15 protein-coding genes are annotated in these 17191 nt (G+C 63.9%); 7 read left to right on the top strand and 8 right to left on the bottom strand.

What is annotated here, in order from left to right:
• Positions 1–106: 106 nt before the first annotated feature.
• The 5 genes from ACM3N8_RS15350 to ACM3N8_RS15330 form a co-directional block, all read right to left on the bottom strand.
• The gene (locus tag ACM3N8_RS15350) at positions 107–577 is read right to left on the bottom strand and encodes a YhcH/YjgK/YiaL family protein (RefSeq protein ID WP_043138662.1); all 471 of its coding nucleotides are present in this window, start codon (positions 575–577) and stop codon (positions 107–109) included.
• A gap of 303 nt (positions 578–880) precedes the next feature.
• Positions 881–1987, bottom strand: a complete 1107-nt coding sequence (locus ACM3N8_RS15345; protein ID WP_043138660.1) for a 1-acyl-sn-glycerol-3-phosphate acyltransferase — start codon at positions 1985–1987, stop codon at positions 881–883.
• A gap of 420 nt (positions 1988–2407) precedes the next feature.
• The gene (locus ACM3N8_RS15340) at positions 2408–3100 is read right to left on the bottom strand and encodes an aspartate/glutamate racemase family protein (protein ID WP_103472508.1); all 693 of its coding nucleotides are present in this window, start codon (positions 3098–3100) and stop codon (positions 2408–2410) included.
• A gap of 121 nt (positions 3101–3221) precedes the next feature.
• Positions 3222–3812, bottom strand: a complete 591-nt coding sequence (locus ACM3N8_RS15335) for a LysE family translocator (RefSeq protein ID WP_241280757.1) — start codon at positions 3810–3812, stop codon at positions 3222–3224.
• A 115-nt stretch (positions 3813–3927) separates the two neighbouring features.
• Positions 3928–4524: a LysE family translocator gene (locus ACM3N8_RS15330; protein ID WP_241280756.1), complete on the bottom strand. Its 597-nt coding sequence runs from the start codon at positions 4522–4524 to the stop codon at positions 3928–3930.
• A gap of 116 nt (positions 4525–4640) precedes the next feature.
• On the opposite strand from ACM3N8_RS15330, the gene ACM3N8_RS15325 reads away from it, so the two are divergent.
• The 5 genes from ACM3N8_RS15325 (at position 4641) to ACM3N8_RS15305 (ending at position 11125) form a co-directional block, all read left to right on the top strand.
• Positions 4641–6017 (top strand): PLP-dependent aminotransferase family protein, encoded by a 1377-nt coding sequence (locus tag ACM3N8_RS15325; protein ID WP_290019436.1) that lies wholly within the window; start codon positions 4641–4643, stop codon positions 6015–6017.
• A gap of 53 nt (positions 6018–6070) precedes the next feature.
• Positions 6071–6535 carry a hypothetical protein gene (locus ACM3N8_RS15320; RefSeq protein ID WP_416016283.1) on the top strand — a complete coding sequence of 155 codons (465 nt, stop codon included), beginning with the start codon at positions 6071–6073 and terminating at the stop codon, positions 6533–6535.
• 97 nt (positions 6536–6632) lie between these two features.
• Complete coding sequence (locus ACM3N8_RS15315; RefSeq protein WP_416016282.1) at positions 6633–8693, top strand: hypothetical protein; 2061 nt, start codon at positions 6633–6635, stop codon at positions 8691–8693.
• Positions 8663–9388, top strand: a complete 726-nt coding sequence (locus tag ACM3N8_RS15310) for a DUF3142 domain-containing protein (RefSeq protein ID WP_416016281.1) — start codon at positions 8663–8665, stop codon at positions 9386–9388. Before ACM3N8_RS15315 ends, ACM3N8_RS15310 begins: the two co-directional genes overlap by 31 nt.
• Positions 9389–9499: 111 nt before the next feature.
• Positions 9500–11125, top strand: a complete 1626-nt coding sequence (locus ACM3N8_RS15305; RefSeq protein WP_290066407.1) for a hypothetical protein — start codon at positions 9500–9502, stop codon at positions 11123–11125.
• 90 nt (positions 11126–11215) lie between these two features.
• On the opposite strand, the gene ACM3N8_RS15300 is transcribed toward ACM3N8_RS15305, so the two are convergent.
• Positions 11216–12529, bottom strand: coding sequence for a sodium-dependent transporter (locus ACM3N8_RS15300; RefSeq protein WP_043557400.1), 1314 nt, complete (start codon positions 12527–12529; stop codon positions 11216–11218).
• 479 nt (positions 12530–13008) lie between these two features.
• On the opposite strand from ACM3N8_RS15300, the gene ACM3N8_RS15295 reads away from it, so the two are divergent.
• Positions 13009–13725, top strand: a complete 717-nt coding sequence (locus tag ACM3N8_RS15295) for a substrate-binding periplasmic protein (RefSeq protein WP_416016280.1) — start codon at positions 13009–13011, stop codon at positions 13723–13725.
• 209 nt (positions 13726–13934) lie between these two features.
• Here the strand turns inward: ACM3N8_RS15295 and ACM3N8_RS15290 are convergent, their stop codons facing one another.
• Complete coding sequence (locus ACM3N8_RS15290) at positions 13935–15248, bottom strand: sodium-dependent transporter (protein ID WP_098982379.1); 1314 nt, start codon at positions 15246–15248, stop codon at positions 13935–13937.
• A 213-nt stretch (positions 15249–15461) separates the two neighbouring features.
• Entirely contained in the window at positions 15462–16301 is an 840-nt protein-coding gene (locus tag ACM3N8_RS15285; RefSeq protein ID WP_290019428.1) for an isopenicillin N synthase family dioxygenase, read from the bottom strand.
• A 205-nt stretch (positions 16302–16506) separates the two neighbouring features.
• Here ACM3N8_RS15285 and ACM3N8_RS15280 point away from each other — a divergent pair, with 205 nt between their 5' ends.
• Positions 16507–17070, top strand: a complete 564-nt coding sequence (locus ACM3N8_RS15280; RefSeq protein WP_290019427.1) for a DUF2799 domain-containing protein — start codon at positions 16507–16509, stop codon at positions 17068–17070.
• Positions 17071–17191: the final 121 nt, after the last annotated feature.

Below are 17191 nucleotides of genomic sequence, written 5' to 3'. Positions count from 1 at the left end.
TACGTTAAGTGCAAATCCGGATGATGTCGTGCACTCATCTTGGCCACACGTCGAATGCGGATCCTGATGATTCAGTGCACTCATCTTGGCCAGGCTGCGCCGGCGGTTACAGGCCGGCCAGCAGATCCCTGTGCACCTTGACCACCAGCTTCTTCACCTGAGCCGGCTGGTTGGGGGTACAGAGAGGGCGATGCAGTTCTCCCGGCCAGAAGATGGCGAAGTCGCCGGGCTGCAACGCCAGATAACTGGTCTGTTCGTCGTCGACGAACCAGAGATCGGGATGGGGATGATCGGCACCCTCATTGCCATAAGCATGAGGCCCGACCCCTATCCACTCTTCACCACGCAACAGCAGCTGGATATCCAGATACTGCTGATGGAACTCGCCACGGCGATCCGCGGCCGGCTCGGTCAGCTCTTCGCTCACCAGACAGAACAGCGTGAGGCCGTCGATCTCGCGCTTGCCGAGCGGCGCATTCAGCCACTGTTCCACGCTCTTCACCACCTCGGCCATGATGCTATCCAGCGGGGCGGGCAGCGGCGTGCGCTGCAGGGTATTCAGACTGCCGGTGATCATGGCGAGCGGATCCTTAGGTGTATTCAGGCGACATCTTTGCCGCAAAATGAAAAAGGACCCTGTTCAGGTCCTTGTGTCACACCGTCTGCAATCCGTGCAGACAGGAGTAGAGCATTTGCTCGTGCCGAGCGTGATGAGGCCACTGTTACACACTCATCCGCAGCTTGCCAAGAGGCGCAAGCGTATTCGCCCAGTGATCGTACCAGCTGAAACAATATTATTCACTACTCCATCGCCGCCGACTTTGACCAGACGCAAAAACGGGAGCATCTGCTCCCGTTTTTTTCGCACAACCGGTGTCATTCAAGCCTTGCGGGCGTTTTCCACCGGCTTGGCATACATGGCGCGCCAGATGGCCTTGTGCTCTTGTGGCACCTCTGACTGACGAGTCAGGAAGGCCGCCTGCTCTATGGTATTGGCCTTGCCGGACACATCTGCGGCCAGGTAGTTGCCCGGGAAGAGGCGATAGTTGCCCCAGATCGCCTTGTCGATCAGCGCCGCCAGTTCGTCCGGATCGCTGAAGCCTTCGGTGATGGGGGCGCCGAAGGAGACGTGTACCCGCCCCTTCTGGCCGACGATGCCGGCGACTATGCTCTCGATGTCCTCGAACTCGCCCTTCTCGTAGCTGCCGTTGACCGACTTCTCGTACAGCTCGCGCGCCTTGGCCTTGTCGGTGGGATCCAGCTCGTAGCTGATGCTGACCGGCACTATGTTGAGGCTGCGCATGTAGTCGACGAAGTCGATTTTCTGCTTCTTGCCGTCCACGTAGAACATCTTGAGGATGGCCGGATCCGTCTTGTCATCGCCATTCTTGGCGCGCCCTTCCTTCTGGGCGATCCAGATGGAGTGACCCTCGTGCACCGACTGGCCTATGTAGGCAGACAGCTCGCCGAGCATTTTCATCATCTCCCGCGGCCCCTTGGCGGAGCGCTTGACGATGAAGCTCTTGTTGAGCTTCATCAGCTCGGTGGCGCAGGGTTTGCGCAGCAGGTTGTCACCGATGGCGATGCGCACCGTATCGAAGCCGTGGGTATGCAGTCCCCAGTTGACGAACGCCGGATCCATGGCGATGTCCCTGTGGTTGGAGACAAACAGGTAGCCCTGCTCCTTCTTCAGATGCTCGATCCCCGAGAAGGTCACTCCCTTGGTGGAAGTGGCAATCATGCGGGACATGTAACGGGTCACGCCCATCTGTACCTGATGGATGGTGGTCACCTTGGACCACTTGTAGCGCAGGAACTGGCGGATCAGCGGGCGTATGGCCCAGCCCAGCCAGCTCATCAGGGAGCCGAAACGATACTTGGCGATGGCGCCGACGAATTCATCATCCCGGATCAGCCGTTCTATGGCTGCCGGCACTTCTTCATCGCGGTAGGGGCGAATGTCCGCGAATCTATCTACTTCTGTCACAGTGTCTGCCTTGCATGTAAGGAGTCGCGGCCAGCGCGCGCTGGCCGGGAAATTCAGGGCGCAATTTTACACGCTTTTATGCCAAGGGGTATGTGATGTGCGTAGATAGTGAGATCTGACCAGTGAAATGAACAAATGGCCCCGTTCGGGCCATCTTTTTACTCTTCCACCGTGAACAATATCATCATGCCGGTGTCCTTGTGCTCCAGCAGGGCTGCGCCAGGCTCACCGCCGCCTCGGCGTGGATGGAGGTGGTGTCGTAGAGCGGCATCGCGGCCCGGGCATCCTCCACCATCTGCCTCATACGCTTGCCCTCAGGCCAGCGCAAGGCTCACCGCCGCCTCGGCGTGGATGGCGGTGGTGTCGTAGAGCGGCACCGCGGCCCGGGCATCCTCCACCATCTGGCTCACCCGCTTGCCATCAGGCCAACGCCAGGGTGACCGCCGCCTCGGCATGGATGGCGGTGGTGTCGTAGAGCGGCACTGCGGCCTCGGCATCCCCCACCAGCAGCGCAATCTCGGTGCAGCCCAGGATCACCGCCTGGGCGCCCGCCTCGGCCAGCCCGGCTATGATGGCCAGATACTCGGCCCGCGATGCGTCGCGAATGTCGCCAAGGCAGAGCTCGTCATAGATGATGCGGTGCACCCGCTCCCGCTGCGCCTCACCGGGCACCAGCACCTCCAGCCCGAACTTGTCCTGCAGCCGCCCCTTGTAGAAATCCTGCTCCATGGTGAAGCGGGTACCGAGCAGCCCGACCCTTTGTATCCCGTCAACTTGCAGGCGACGGGCGGTAGCATCGGCGATATGGAGCAGCGGAATATCGATGGCGGCCTCAATCTCGGGCGCCACCTTGTGCATGGTGTTGGTGCCGATCAGCAAGAAATCGGCGCCGCCGGCCTGGATGGCCCGCGCTTCTGCCGCCAGCAGGCGGGCGGTGGCGGGCCAGTCGCCGACGTGCTGCAACCGCTCTATCTCGGCAAAGTCGACGCTGCTCAGCAGCACCCGCGCCGAGTGCAGGCCGCCGAGCCGCGCCCGCACGCCCCGGTTGAGCGCCTGATAGTAGCTGACGGTGGACTCCCAGCTCATGCCACCCAGCAGACCGATACATTTCATGGGACCTCCTTGTACAAACCGAACAGAGGGCGCCGCTCACCACGTCGCCAATGGAATAAAAAAGGCCCCGCAGGGCCAACAAGACAGCCGGTAAAGGCCCGGGCTCAAGGTCAGGCCCGGACTAAATCCAGATCATCAGCACGCAGGCCGCCGTGGCGATCCCCATGCCCAGATTGAAACGACGCCAGCCACGGGCGGTGTGGATGATGCGGCGCACCTGGGCACCGAACAGCACCCAGAAGGCACCGGTATAGAGGCCGGTCACGAAGAAGATGCCGAGCACCCAGATAGCGGAGGGCCAGTAGGCCTCTCCCGCCAGGGTGAAGCCGCTGATGGCGGAGAGCGCCATCATCCAGGCCTTGGGGTTGAGCAGTTGCAGCATGGCGCCCTGATGGGCCGGGATGAGCGGCCGGTTGCCCTCGGCCGGGCCGCTGGCGGTCGCCACCTTCCAGGCCAGCCAGAGCAGGTAGGCCGAGCCGATCAGCTTGAGACCGTCGTGCAGCAGCGGCACCTTTTCAAACATGACGCCAAGTCCCAGCGCCGTGGCCAGGATCATCAGATTGATCCCCCCGACTACCCCCACCAGCAGGGGAAGGGTGCGGCGAAAGCCCTGCGCCGCCCCGGCACTGGTGAGCAGCATGTTGTTGGGGCCCGGCGTACCGCAGGTGATGAGGGCAAAGCCCGCCAGGGGAAACAACCAGTTCAGATCCATCTCAACCTCTTGGTGATACAAACGCCGGCTCGGCGGCAAGCCTTCTAATATGCAGAGCCAGCCCCGCGGCGACAAGTCAGAAATGGCTCTTTCTTGCCCGCCAGCGCGGTGCGGCTCAATACCAGAGCATGACTACACAGAGCGCCGTCAGCACACCGAGGGAGCCGTTGAGGCGCCGCCAGCCCCGATCCGTGCAGATCCAGTTGCTCAGCTGATGGCCGAACAAGACCCAGACAAAGCAGACCGGCAGGGCCACCAGCACAAACATGGTCATCACGGCGAGCTGGCTCGGCCAGTAGCTGACCCCGGTCAGGCTGAACAGACTGATGGCGGAGATGCCCATCATCCAGGCCTTGGGATTGAGAAACTGGAATCCCAGCCCTTCCAGCAGGGTCAGCGGACGGGCGCGTCTGGCCGGATCACCGGGGGCACCGGCCACGGCGATGCGCCATGCCAGCAGCAACAGATAGAGGCTGCCGAAGATCTGCAGCCCCAGCCGCAGCAGGGGCCAGCGCTCGAACAGAGGATAGAGCCCCAGCGCCAGCACAAGTTGCAGCACGGGTTGACCCACAGCCACGCCCATCAGGTGCGGCAGGGTGCGGCGCACCCCGAAGTTGGCGCCAGAGGCGGTCAGCATGAGGTTGTTGGGGCCCGGCGTGCCACAGGTGAGCACGGCGAAACCAAACAGGGTGGCATACCATTCTATCGTCATCATTGACTCCTGAACTGCACACATTGTATCGATACAATGTGCCATTCTTGATTGTTATTGGGTGTAAATTCACGCTATATTGCGAACAAATTTGGATCAATGGATTTATTGTCACCATGACAATCTGGACCCCGGACCTGGCCCCCTTCGACGGCCCCCTCTATCTCAAGCTGGTGAAGGCCATAGAGCAGGCCATTCAGGATGGCTCCCTGCCGCCCCAGACCCGGCTGCCTACCCACAGGGCGCTGGCGGATCGGCTGGGGGTCACGGTCGGCACAATCACCCGCGCCTATGGGGAGGCGGAACGACGCGGCCTGCTGGCCGCCAAGGTGGGACACGGTACCTGGGTCAAGGGCGCGGGCATGGATCCGGCCAACGAGTGGGTGATCCGCAAGGAGGAGGGGCACCGCATCGAGCTGTGGCAGAACCTGCCGGTGCAGCTGGACAGGGCCGCCATCATACGTCCCATGCTGGGGGAGCTGGCCGACGGGGATCTCAATGCCCTGCTCGGCTACGACAAGGAGGCGGGCCAGCCCGGCCAGCGCCAGCTCTTCATCGACTGGCTGGCCGAGCAGGGGGTGCACGGCAGCGAGGAGCGCCTGCTGTTCAGCCACGGCGCCCAGCACGGCATCATGCTCTCCCTGCTGGCCACCGGTTGCGTGGGAGAGACCATTTTGTGCGAAGGGCTCAGCTACCCCGGCATGCTGGGCAATGCCCGCCAGCTGAAGAATCAGGTGGTGGGACTGGCGATGGATGAGGAGGGGTTGCTGCCCGCCGCGCTGGAGGCCGCCTGCCGCACGCGGCGAGCCAAGCTGCTCTACCTCACCCCCACGCTGCAAAATCCCACCACCGCCATCATGAGCCAGGCGCGGCGCGAGGCCGTCGTCGCCATCGCCCGCCGCCACGATCTGCTGATCATCGAGGATGACGTCAACGGCCTGCTGCCCAGTATCCCGGTGGCGCCCCTGATCAACCTGGCGCCGGAGCGGGTCATCTATCTCGGCAGCTTGGCCAAGATCGCCTGTGGCGGCCTGCGGGTCGGCTTCGTGCTGGCGCCGCCCGCCCTGCGCAACGCCTTCGCCCAGGCGATGCGACTGTCGAGCTGGATGGTGAGTCCGCTCTTGATCGAGCTGGCCTGCAAGCTGGTGAGCCAGCGCCAGATCATGCCATTGGTCGAGCAGCAGCGGCAGATCCTGGCACGTCGCGGCGAGCTGCTGCGCCACCTGTTGCCGGGAGCCCGCTGGCAGGCGGGATCCATGCATGCCTGGCTGCCGCTGCCGGAGCCCTGGCGCAGCCAGGCGTTCGCCGAGGCGGCCAACGCCCTTGACGTCGGGGTGGCGAGCGGGGAACACTTCGCCGCCGGCCAGTTCGCCGCGCCGCAAGGGGTACGGCTGAGCCTGAGCCAACCGGCCACGGATGCCCGCGTCGCCGAGGGGCTGGAGCGGCTGGCGCAGCTGCTGCGGGGCTCACCGCCCCCCAATCCCCTGCTATAGTCAGCCACTGTTTGGCCCAATACGCCCAGATCCGCGCGCTCGAAGGAGAGCCCATGTACCCGACCCGCGTCTCACTCCTGCTTCTCACCCTGCTGCTGGGGGGCTGCGCCTCGCCCGGTCATCACCAGCTGGGCGCGGCACTGACCGGGCTGGAAGGGGAGCTGCAGCGGCTGGAGGAGGAGCTGGCGGCCATGAACGGCCTCCATTACCAGAAGGCGATAGACGCGCCGCTCAGTCTGCGCCGCGCGCTGGCCACCCCAGCCCAGACGCAAGAGGGCCTGCAGCCGGTGCAGCGCCAGCTGCAGGATGGGCCGCTGCTCAATTACCACTACCGGCTGCCAGATGGCATGGCGACCCTGCCCATCGACAACCCCTGCCTGCGTTACGAATTCGAGCTGCGCCACCTGGGTCGCCTCGGCCAGCTTGCCCTCAGCTGGCAGGGCCGCGACGGCCAGGGTTTCCACCTGATCCGCCAGAACGACTGCCCCTTCTCCGCCAAAGGCCCGGGTCTGCAGTAGGCCAGGCAGCTGCCCCTATGGTCAGTTGAAAGGCTTGGCCACATCTTGTAGCTTGCCCCCATCCCGTTCCCCCTGCCCCTGGCCGGAGATCTCCCCCATGAAACTGCCCCCCCTGTGGCTGGCGCTGTGCAGCCTGCCCGTGCTGGCCTGCGGCCCGGATGGCTGCGAAACGCCGCTCACCCTGCAACTGACCGCCGCCCAGTGCCACCTGAACGGGCTGCCGTTTCTCTCCCCCGATAACGACACCCGCACCAATCTGGCCCTGCTGCTGGCCGATGAGCAGGCCTTCTCACTGCCCGACGGGGCCCTGCCCCTGCCCTTCACGGTCGATGCGCTGATAAGCCCGGCCGTCGGCGACACTGGGCCCGCCGGGCCGGATCCCCTGCCGGCACTGGCCGCCGGTCTCGGCATCGAGGAGAGCACCACCCAGGCAGCTCTGGAGCGTGCCGCCGGCTGGAGCGAGGGGCGCTGCATCAGCAACAATCCCGTCTCGGCCGAAGCCTTCCTGCAGGCACTGGCGCAGACGCCGGCACTCACCGCCAGCGATCGCAGCCAGCTGGCAAGCCAGCGGCTGGCCATGCTGGGTCAGTGCGGTCAGCCGCAGGATGCGGATCAGGGCACGGCTCAAGACCAAAGCAAGCCAGCGCCGCTGTCGCCCGCAGCCCAGGGTTTCGCCGACTACCTGACCGCCAGCCAACACTTCTATCAGGGGGAGTTCGCACAGGCCGACGCCCTGTTTGCCGCCCTCGCCGGGCAGGACCAGCCCTGGCTGAAGGAGACGGCCGATTACATGCGGATCCGGGTCGCCCTCAACCTGTCCCAGCAAAGCGCCTTCGACGACTGGGGCACTCTGGATCGCAACCAGATTGACAAGGCCGCCGTGCAACGCAGCGAGCAGCTCATCGGCGACTACCGCGCCCGCTATCCAAAGGGGCGCTATCTGGATTCCGCCACCGGGCTGCTGCGTCGGCTGGCCTGGTTCAAGGGAGACAAGGAGCTGCTGGCGAGTCACTATCTGCAGGCGAGCCAACGGCAAAGCGCGCCGGATCTGGTCAACGAGATCGATCTCAAGCTGCTGATGCAGCCCGGCTTCACCGGCTCGGCGGCCATGCCCATGCTGACCCTGGTGCAGGATCTGCGCCGGCTGCGGATCCATGACAGTTGGGATGAGTGGCAGCCGCTGCAAGCCGCCGAGCTGACGCAGCAGACCTCCCAGTTTGCCAGCAACCTGGCCTGGCTCGCCTATCTGCAGCAGGCCGAGCGTTACTACCTCGCCAAGGACTATGACGCCGTGGTGGCGGCCGCCCCCGCGCTCGGCGCAGGCCCTCTGGATAACCTGGCCTTCAGTCAGCAGGTGTTGAAGGGGATGGCGCTGGCAGCCCGGCAAGCGTGGCCCGCCGCCGAACAACAGTGGCGCGCCCTGCTCGCCAACCAGCCGACCCCCTTGCAGGATCAGCTGTTGCAGCTGGCCCTGGCCATGACGCTGGAACGGGCCGGTCAGCTGGAGCAGATCTTCGCCAAGGAGAGCCCCATCAAGAGCGATCACTACCGCATTCCGCTGCTGGAATATGTGGCACCCGCGCCTCTGCTGCGCCGCATGGCCCTGGATGAACAGGCCTCCGACACCCTGCGCCAGCGCGCCAGTTACACCCTGAGCTACAAGCAGCTGACCCATGGCGACTACCGGGGCTTCCTGCAGGATCTGGCGGGCCGCCCCGCCACGGCGCCGTTCGACTGGCAAGGCAGCCAGGATTACCAGTGCCCGGCCCTGACCTCGGTGATCACCACCCTGGCCGACAATCCCAGGTCGCCCAAGGCGCTCAACTGCCTGGGCGAGTTCTTCCTGGCGCAGGGGCTGGACTGGGATCCCCTGCTGTCGCGCCCCGGGGCCGATACCCTGGCGGGCAGCCCGGATCTGTTTGCCGGCAAGCAGAGCAGCCGCCTCGACTGGTATCAGAGGGTCATTGCCAATCCCAAGGCCGCCAGGGAAGAGAAGGCCTACGCCCTCTATCGTGCCATCAACTGCTACGCCCCGAGCGGCAGCAACGGCTGTGGCAGTCAGCAGGTGTCCGTCAACCAGCGCAAGGCCTGGTTCAACACCCTCAAGCAGCAACACGGGACCAGCCAGTGGGCAAAGCAGCTCAAATATTACTGGTGATGCTGGCCCTGCTCGGCACGGATGCCGGGGCCGCCGTCGAGGCGAGACAGTATCGGCAGTTCTGGCTGTGGGCCGGGGTCAGACCCCAGCCCGTGCTGCAACAGGCCGAGCGGCTCTATCTGCATCAGGGCGAGATAGGCCCCCTGGACTCGGCCCTGCCCCTGCGTTTTCAGGGGCAGGGCATAGCGCCGAGCAAGCTGCCCGTCGGCGAGCTGTGGCTCGCCTATCGGGTGGAGCGGCTCGACTGGGATGCCAGGCTGCTGCAGAACCTCGAAAACCAGCTGGCAGCCTGGCAGCGAAAGGGCAATGAGGTACGCGGCATCCAGATAGATTTCGATGCCCGCACCCATCGGCTGGCCGATTATGGCCAGTTCCTGCGCCAGCTGCGACGCCAGCTGCCCGCCCGCTACGCCATCAGCATCACTGGCCTGCTGGACTGGACCCGTACCGGCGACATAGGGGAGCTGAACGCGCTGGCCGGGGTGATCGACGAGATGGTGGTACAGACTTATCGGGGTCGCAGGACGGAACCCGGCTACGCCCGCTATCTGCAGGCACTGCACCGGCTGACCCTGCCGTTCAAGCTGGGACTGGCCCAGGGGGGAGAGTGGGATCCCGCCTGGGAAACGAGATTGGCGCAGACCCCCGCCTATGGGGGGGTTGTGGTCTTTCTCATCAATCCTCCACTATCTTGACCGGAGGAGGGATTGACCCGGGCTCGTGGCTGGGCGATAACATTAGCTCTTTTTGAATCCGGTTGCGTGCCATACTTCCTCGTACTGTGATCCCGCAAAGGAGTGCCAAGGATGCAGATCCTGTTGATCGAAGACGATGCCATGCTCAGCTCGGCCCTCTCCAAGGGGTTGAATGAGCACGGTATTGCGCCATCCCAACTGATCCACTGCAAAGAGCTCACCACCCTGCCCACCCTGCTGCGTCAGCAGTCGTTCGATGCCGTCATCTGCCGCCAGTATCGCCATCAGGCTCGCGAAGGGATCCGCCTGCTGCAGGAGGCGCACTATCTGGGCTTGCTCGAACCGGGCTGTGTGCTGCTGCTGCTGGATGAGGATCATGATCTGCTCCAGTATCCCCCCTCGGATCTCTACTTCCCGCTGCACCTGCCCATGCCGTTCACCGCAGAGCAGCTGACGCTCTGCCTGCGCGATCTGGTGCTGCTGACCGGGCTGACCCGCCCCCTGCCCGCCCCGATGAAGCTGAGGGAGTGGCATATCGGCTGCGCCCTGTGTGAAGACCTGCTCTATCAGCAACAGAAGCACAGGGAGCTGGGCCCGCTGCTGGACAGGGTCAAGGGCTACATGTTGCTGCAGCAGCAGGACCACTTCCACGCCACCCAGCACTATGCCATGTGCACCACGGAACACGACGCCTGGTGGCCGCGCAAGGGCCTGATCCACTCACTGCTGGGATTGAACAAGCTGGACAGCGCGCGCAAGGATCTGGCCCGCAATCAGGAACGGCTGCCACCCAGCATACAGCTGGAGCTGATGCTGGCCTGCCTGCTGCACGAGTCACAATGGGAATCCGCCTGGGAGGTGCTCAACCAGTTGCTGCACAAGCAACCCTGGCAGCCCGAGTGGCGCCAGGCCGCCATCCTCTTGGCCCTGCTGCTCAAAGACGAAGGGAAGGCGCTCGAACAGGCCAACGCCCTCAGCCTGCGCTTCTTTTCCGAACACAAGTTCCGGATATCCATCGAGAATTTCATTCTGAACGCCAGTCTGGCGGTGATCTGGCACTACCCCACGGCGGCCCGGATCAGCGCGTTGCAGCAGGAGTATCAGTACCTCAGTCAGGCCGTGACCCTGCGCGCCCATGAGGATGCCTTGCTGCAGGCCCTGATGCTGAGCCTGGATTACCGCTTCGACGAGGCCCTGGTGCTGCTGGCAAGACACCCGCCGGAGGCGGCGCGGGACACACACCTCAACCAGCTGCTCGGTTTTGCCGTCAGCCAGTTCTGCGGCCTGCCCCACCACGCCCAGCGCTACCTGACGCAGCTCAGCCAGTATCAGGCCAGGGTGGCACCGTCCCCCCTGCTCCAGCAGCTGTTCAAGCAGGTGGTCACAGACCAGATGCAACAGCTGGAGCGCCGTGAACAGCGGCTGACCTATCTGCGCCAGGAGCGGCAGAGAGCGACAGTGGCCGGCCAGCATCAGCTCGCCGTACAGTACGCCCTGACCCTGCAGGAGGAGTTTCCGGCGCTGCCCGGCGATGCCTGGCAACTGCTGGAGTTGCTGCAACTGTGCTGGCCCGCCGGCATGCCGGCCCCCAAGGTGGCGCTGCTGGTTGACCGGCTGGAGCGGCGTCTGACCCACAGCGCCTCCTTCATGGAACACCATGCGGCGGCGTACCAGAAGACGCTGCTGCACATCAGGTCACACCTGAACCCCAGATTGCCCACCACGCCGCCCAACTGAGCCCGGCACAGGTCGGGCTTCGCTATCAGACGCCCAAGCAGAGCCCGGCACGGCCGGCCCCTGCTAGCAGGCACCCAGGCAGAGCCCGGCTTACAACAAACCCCGCACCAGGATACCGGCGATCAGCAGCGGCGCCACCAGACGCCAGCACCAGAGCAGGCCGAAGCGCAGCAGCGGGGAGAGGCCGGCGGGCAATATGCTGTCTCCCAGTCGCCAGCCCAGCAGCAGGGTCAGCACCAGGCCGAACAGCGGCATCATCAGGTTGGAGGTGAGGTAGTCCAGCAGATCGAAAATCGTCTTGCCAAACAGGGTCAGCTCGCTCCAGGGACCGAACGACAGGCTGACCGGGATGCCGGAGGCCATGATCAGCAAGGTCAGCACCCGGCAGGCGCCACGGCGGGACCAGCCCCACTCCTCGGTGGTGAAGCGCACCAGATGCTCCAGCATGGAGATGGAGGAGGAGAGCGCCGCCACCAGCAACAACAGGAAGAACACCACCCCCAGCCCCTGACCAAACGGCAGATGGCTGAACACGGCGGGCATGGTCATGAAGGTGAGCCCTGGCCCGGCAGTCGGATCAATACCCGTGGACGCCAGCGCCGGGAAGATCATCAAGCCCGCCAGCACAGAGATGAGGCTCGCCAGCGTCACCACCCAGACCCCGGAGCGCAGCACCCCCTCGCTGCTTGGCAGGTAGGCGCCATAGGTGGTGTGCACCCCAAGGCCGATGGAGAGGGAGAAGAAGGCCAGCCCCAGCGCATCCAGCACGCTCTGGCCGGTCAGCATGGAGAAGTCCGGCAGCAGCAATTGACGCACCCCGGCCATGGAGCCGGGCATGGAGAGCCCCACCGCCACCAGCAGCAACATCATGATGAACAGGGCCGGCATCATCCAGCGCAGCGCCCGCTCCACTCCCTTCTGAATGCCGCCCTGCACGAACCACCAGGTCAGTCCGGCGAACACCAGATGGGTCAGCACCGGCCACCAGGGGTCACTGACATAGCCGTTGAACAGGGCGGTCAGCGCCGAACCCTCGCTCAGGTTGAGCTTGCCCGCCACCGCCAGCGCCGCATAGCCCACGGTCCAGCCGCCGACCACGCTGTAGAAGCTGTAGATGAAGAAGCCGCACAGTATTCCCATGTAGCCCATCCAGCGCCAGTTAGGCCCAACCAGCTTGTTGAAGGCGCCGAGCACCCCGCGCTGGCTGCGGCTGCCGAGCAGCGTCTCACCCACCAGCACGGCCACCCCCAGGGTGAAGCTGAACAGCAGGAACACCAGCAGGAAGGCGCCGCCGCCATTGGTGGCCGTCACATAGGGAAACTTCCAGATGGCGCCGAGGCCGATGGCCGTGCCGGCCGCCGCCAACACATGACCGAGACGGGAAGACCACTGAACCTGGCTCATACAACCTCCGGGGAAGACAACATCGAATCGATACTCCATGGCTGACAACACAATACGTAACAACAAAAAAGGCCGCCTGGTGGCGACCTTTGCAATGAACATTCAGACAAACTGCGCGTGCAAGGTCACCTCTCTTGCGAGCTAAAAAATCGGCCGGACAGCGCGAAAATCGGTGACATGGATGGAGTGACCTGAACGCCAAAAAGGAGCCACAGCCTAAACCATGGAAAGAAAAATTGACACATAGTTGATAAAAATTTTTCAATCTGGCTGAAAAATCGGCGCAGCCCGCTCTCCATGCAGGAAAAATGCGCACCGCGCCTCGCTCGGCCAATCCATTGAACGATAATAGTCTTAGCCTTTGTGGGCACATGAGCCGCCGAAACAGGGGGCAACACGCCCCTCCCCCGCGTTGCGGGCAGGCCAGTGCCCCTGATCAGCATGGATGCACAGACGTGACGCACCGGACCGGATACCGCATGAAATGGACGCTTCTCCCCTTGCTACTGCTGGGCAGCCTGACCCTGTCGGCGCAACCCGCCCTGACCCTGCTCAGCCATGAGCTGCCCCCCTTCACCCAGTCCCGTGATGGCCAGCTCGGCGGGCTGGCCGTTCGGCTGGTGCGGGAAGCCCAGCAGGAGATGGGGGTCAACTACCCCATCAAGCTCTATCCCTTGAAGCGGGCGCTGGCCCTGACCCGGGCCGAGCCGGGTTTTGCCATGTTCGTGGTGCTGCGCACGCCCCAGCGGGAAGCCCAGTTCAAGTGGGTGGGGCCGCTGTTTCTGAACCGGGTGCTGATCTACCAGGCCAGGGGCAGCCAGCCGCTGACCGACCTGGCCCAGCTGCGCCAGCTGGAGCGGGTCGGCGTCCTGCTCGGCAGTGCCGATGACGAGCGGCTGACCCATGAGGGCTATGCCAATCTGGTGCGCTACAAGACGGTCGAGGAGGCCGTCGAGCGGCTGGTGCTCGGCAAGATAGATGCCTTCCCGATGGGCGATCTGATCATGAGCGCCACCCTGGACCAGATGGGCTTATCCCCGCGCAGCGTGGTGAGATCAGAAGTGCTGCTGCACGAGTCCTGGCTCTACATCGCCTTCTCCAAAAGCGAGGATGACGCCGTGATCGCCCGCTGGCAGGCCGCCATCGACAAGGTCAAAGCCAGACATGGACAGGCGCAGCCGCCCGCCCAACCCTGAATCCTTTACACCAGCCCCCGCACCAGGCCCCCACTGATCCGCAGCGGTGCCAGCCAGCGATCACCAACCCCAGTTACACCAACCCCCACACCAGGCCCCCACTGATCCGCAGCGGTGCCAGCCAGCGATCCCCAGCCCCAGTTACACCAATCCCCGCACCAGGCCCCCACTGATCCGCAGCTGTGCCAGCCAGAAGTCGCCAACCCTAGTTACACTAATCCCCGCACCAGGATGCCGCCGATCAGCAAGGGCGCCAGCCAGCGCCAGCAGCCCATCACCAGGGTGCGCCAGTGCTGTGCCAATCCACGGGGCAGCGCCTGCTGACCCAGTTTCCAGCCCAGCAACAGGGTGAGCGCCAGCCCGAACATGGGCATCATCAGGTTGGAGGTGACAAAGTCGAGCAGCTCGAAGATGTTCTTGCCAAACAGGGTCACCTCCGCCCAGGGGCCGAACGACAGGCTGACCGGAATGCCGTTCACCATCACCAGCAGAGTAATCAGGCCGCAGGCCGCGCGACGCGACCAGCCAAAGCTCTCGCAGATAAAGCACTGCAGATGCTCCAGCAGCGAGATGGCCGAGGAGAGCGCAGCCACCACCAGCAGGGAGAAGAAGATCACCGCCAGCCCCTGGCCGAACGGCAACAGCTGGAATACGGCCGGCATGGTCATGAAGGTGAGCCCCGGTCCCGCGGCGGGATCTATGCCGGTCGCCGCCAGCACGGGGAATATCATCAAGCCCGCCAGCACGGCGATCAGGCTCGCCAGCAGCACCACCCAGAGGCTGGAGCGGCCGACCCCGTCGCTGGAAGGCAGGTAGGCGCCATAGGTGGTGTGAATGCCGAGGCCAATGGAGAGGGAGAAGAAGGCCAGCCCCATGGCATCGAGCACCCCGGACATGCCGAGCTTGCTGAAGTCCGGCATCAGGAAGTGGCGCACCCCGGCCATGGCGTTGGGCAGGGTGAGGCCGAAGGCCACCAGCAGCAGTATCATGATGAACAGGGCTGGCATCATCCAGCGCAGGGTGCGCTCCACCCCCTGCTGCACGCCGCCCTGCACGAACCACCAGGTGAGCCCGGCAAACAGCAGGTGGGTCAGCACGGGCCAGAGCGGATCGCCGACATAGTCGTTGAAACGGGCAGTCAGCGCGGCGCCATCCCCATGTTGCAGGCTACCCGCCAGCGCCATGCCGGTGTAACCCAGGGTCCAGCCCCCCACCACGCTGTAGAAGCTGAAGATGAGCAGGCTGCAGAGCAGCCCCATGGCCCCGACCCAGCGCCAGCGCTTGCCCATCAGGGCGCTAAACGCCCCCACCACACCACGGCGGCTCAGGCTGCCGAGCAGTGTCTCCCCCATCAGCACGGCCACCCCCAGGGTGAAGCTGAACAGCAAGAACACCAGCAGGAAGGCACCGCCACCGTTGGCGGCCGTCACATAGGGAAACTTCCAGATAGCGCCGAGACCGACGGCGGAGCCTGCGGCGGCCAGGATATAACCGAGCCGGGATGACCATTGGGACTGCTTCATAAGAACTCCAATACAGGTGCCCACCACCTGGGCCCGAAATGGCGCTCAGAGTACGGGTGGGGCCACGCAATCACAACGCCACTTATCTGGCTAAAAACCGATTTATTGGCATCATTACCTAATTAAATTAGATTTAACGCGCCATCGTGCCAACAAATAAAAACCGGAGCATTTTTGCTCCGGTTCTGGCTGTCATGAGTGCGCGTTTTGGGACTAGATAACCCCCAGCTCCCGCAGCCTCTCCATCAGGTAGCTGTGGGCGGTGTGACGCTCGGAGAGCACCACGTCCGGCCGCGGGTGAAGGAACAGCGGCAGTGAGATACGGGACTTGCTGGCACTGCCGCCGGTCGGGTTGATGACGCGGTGGGTGGTGGAGGGGTAGTAGCCGCGAGAGGCCTCCTGCAGCATGTCACCTATGTTGATGATCAGGGTGCCAAAATCGCACGGCACGTCCATCCACTCCCCATCGGATCCCTTCACCTGCAGGCCCGGCTCGTTGGCGGCGGGCAGAATGGTCAGCAGGTTGATGTCTTCATGGGCGGCGGCGCGGATGGCACCCGGCGCCTCTGTGCCGTCGAACGGCGGATAGTGCAGCACCCGCAGCAGGGTCTTCTGGCTCTCTTCAATCATGGAGGAGAGCGGGCAGCTGTAGTGGGCGGCGATGTCGGCCGGGGTGTATTGCTCCACCCAGCCCAGCAGCTCGGCGGCGAGATCGTTGGCGAGGCGATAGTACTCCATCGCCTGCGCCTTCAGCTCTTCCGGCATCTGGCCCCAGGGATAAAGATGGAAGTACTCCTTGATGTCCTTCTGGCTGTGACCCTTGGCCACCTCGGACACGGAGGGCGGAAAGTAGCCATCCTGGGTCTCGCGGTTGAACAGGAAATCCTGCTTCTGTTCGCTCATGAAGAAGCGATACCAGTTGTCATAGATGGACTGCACCAGCTCTTTCGGGATGGGGTGGTGGGTCAGCACGCCAAAGCCGGTGGTACGCAGGGATTCGGTGAAGCGCTGCGCCGCATCGGGCGAGCGGTAATCGACGGTCAGGACTTTCATTATTTTTGTTACGCGCCAGTTAAAAGATGGCGCAGTTTACCTCGCCCATGACCACAAGGAAAGTGAGCCGCCCCTCCCGCCCCGGCCCGTCGCCAATAGTGACAAAAACGTCAGAAAACGACGCCAGCCAAGACCCGCGCTCATCCCTTGTCCTGACCCGGCATCCTCACTAGAATGCCCCCATCATCCATGCCGGAGCCCGTTTATGTCCCCCAAGATCCTGTTGCTGACCCTGCCTTTTCTGCTCGCCGGTTGCAGCTCGCTGTCGGAAGAGGAGTGCCGCGCCATGAGCTGGTACAACCTGGGCTATCAGGATGGGGAGCAGGGCAAGACACGTCAGGCGACCCGTGACTATGTGTCGACCTGTGGCGAATACGGCCTCAAGGTGGATAAAGCCGAGTGGCAGCGGGGCTATGCCAAGGGGCTGGAGCTCTACTGCATTCCCGAGCTCGCCTACAGCAAGGGCAAGTCAGGCGCCGAGTATCTGGGGGTCTGCCCCAACGATGCCAGCTTCCTCACCCAGTACGATCGCGGTCGCCAGGAATATCTGGTGGAGAAACAGCTCAGCGATCTCAAGAGCGACATGGAGCGGACAGAACGCGACATCGAGACGCTGGAGCGGCAGATCCGCAATGAGAACGACAGCAAGCAGCGCGACTACTACCGGGCCCAGCGCGAGCGCGCCATCCGCCATTACGAGGGGCTGCGCCGCGACTATAACCGGATCCGTTTCCCGGACCGGGTGATCCAGTTCTCCTTCGGCAATTAAGACTCAGGGCAGCCTCTTCCACCGAATACAACCGGAACTGCCTCCTGGGCCGGCTGACTCCCTTATCTTCCAGACATTGATGCAAAGGGGCCACCCTGGCTATTTTACAGCCAGGGTGGCC

This window comes from Aeromonas sp. A04, assembly GCF_047780465.1.
GTDB classification, from domain to species: domain Bacteria; phylum Pseudomonadota; class Gammaproteobacteria; order Enterobacterales; family Aeromonadaceae; genus Aeromonas; species Aeromonas bestiarum.
The sequence above is the reverse complement of the archived record's forward strand: the minus strand, read 5'-3'. Positions and strand labels throughout refer to the sequence as shown.

Coding starts and splice junctions, on each gene's coding strand:
- ACM3N8_RS15295 (WP_416016280.1), top strand. CDS start 13,009: ATGAAATGGACGCTTCTCCCCTTGCTACTGCTGGGCAGCCTGACCCTG.
- ACM3N8_RS15300 (WP_043557400.1), bottom strand. CDS start 12,529: ATGAGCCAGGTTCAGTGGTCTTCCCGTCTCGGTCATGTGTTGGCGGCG.
- ACM3N8_RS15305 (WP_290066407.1), top strand. CDS start 9,500: ATGCAGATCCTGTTGATCGAAGACGATGCCATGCTCAGCTCGGCCCTC.
- ACM3N8_RS15330 (WP_241280756.1), bottom strand. CDS start 4,524: ATGACGATAGAATGGTATGCCACCCTGTTTGGTTTCGCCGTGCTCACC.
- ACM3N8_RS15340 (WP_103472508.1), bottom strand. CDS start 3,100: ATGAAATGTATCGGTCTGCTGGGTGGCATGAGCTGGGAGTCCACCGTC.
- ACM3N8_RS15285 (WP_290019428.1), bottom strand. CDS start 16,301: ATGAAAGTCCTGACCGTCGATTACCGCTCGCCCGATGCGGCGCAGCGC.
- ACM3N8_RS15320 (WP_416016283.1), top strand. CDS start 6,071: ATGTACCCGACCCGCGTCTCACTCCTGCTTCTCACCCTGCTGCTGGGG.
- ACM3N8_RS15325 (WP_290019436.1), top strand. CDS start 4,641: ATGACAATCTGGACCCCGGACCTGGCCCCCTTCGACGGCCCCCTCTAT.
- ACM3N8_RS15315 (WP_416016282.1), top strand. CDS start 6,633: ATGAAACTGCCCCCCCTGTGGCTGGCGCTGTGCAGCCTGCCCGTGCTG.
- ACM3N8_RS15350 (WP_043138662.1), bottom strand. CDS start 577: ATGATCACCGGCAGTCTGAATACCCTGCAGCGCACGCCGCTGCCCGCC.
- ACM3N8_RS15335 (WP_241280757.1), bottom strand. CDS start 3,812: ATGGATCTGAACTGGTTGTTTCCCCTGGCGGGCTTTGCCCTCATCACC.
- ACM3N8_RS15290 (WP_098982379.1), bottom strand. CDS start 15,248: ATGAAGCAGTCCCAATGGTCATCCCGGCTCGGTTATATCCTGGCCGCC.
- ACM3N8_RS15280 (WP_290019427.1), top strand. CDS start 16,507: ATGTCCCCCAAGATCCTGTTGCTGACCCTGCCTTTTCTGCTCGCCGGT.